Source organism: Paracoccus sp. SY (genome assembly GCF_002901215.1).
Classification (GTDB): Bacteria; Pseudomonadota; Alphaproteobacteria; order Rhodobacterales; family Rhodobacteraceae; genus Paracoccus; species Paracoccus acridae.
In genome coordinates this window covers 1-527 of sequence record NZ_NWMQ01000204.1, presented here as the reverse complement: position 1 = coordinate 527, position 527 = coordinate 1, and the positions used below count along the sequence as shown (strand labels likewise).

The 527-nt window shown below is 63.0% G+C and carries 1 protein-coding gene; it reads right to left on the bottom strand.

Annotated elements, in window-relative coordinates:
- Positions 1–524, bottom strand: a 524-nt coding sequence (locus CK944_RS22570) for a cation transporter (protein WP_239986226.1), incomplete at its 3' end; no start/stop codon positions are given.
- Positions 525–527 lie beyond the last annotated feature (3 nt).

The window sequence follows — 527 nt, the reverse complement described above, 5'->3', positions numbered from 1 at the left end:
AGCGTCGAGCCGATCACGCCAAGGCCGAGCAGGCCCAGAAACACGCCTTGCAGCAGCGCCGCCTTGGCGCGGGCCGCGAGGCCCCAGCCCACCGCAATGAGGCCGAGGAAGGAAATCAGGCCATCGCCCACGAAATCGAGCGCGTCCGCCTGTAGCGCCTGCGAACCCGACAGAAAGCTGCCGAAAATCTCGATCACGCCATAGCCGACATTGAGTATGACGACGATCCAGAGTGCGCGCTTGTAGGCTGGGGTGACGTGCGACAGATCAGGGATCTTGTCGTCATCCTCATCGGTTTCCGCCCCGGCCGTCTTGGGCTGGCCTATGCGGGCTAGCTGATAACCCAGGCTTGTCACCGCCTGCTCAATAGCAGGAAGCCGCGCCTGCGGATCATCGACATTGAGCGTCATGATCTGCGAGGCAATCGACACCTTCACCTCGCCCACGCCTTCAACCTTGCGGGCCGCGCCCTCGATCTTCGCGGCGCAGGACGCGCAGTCCATACCCGTGATGTGATAGCGGATTGT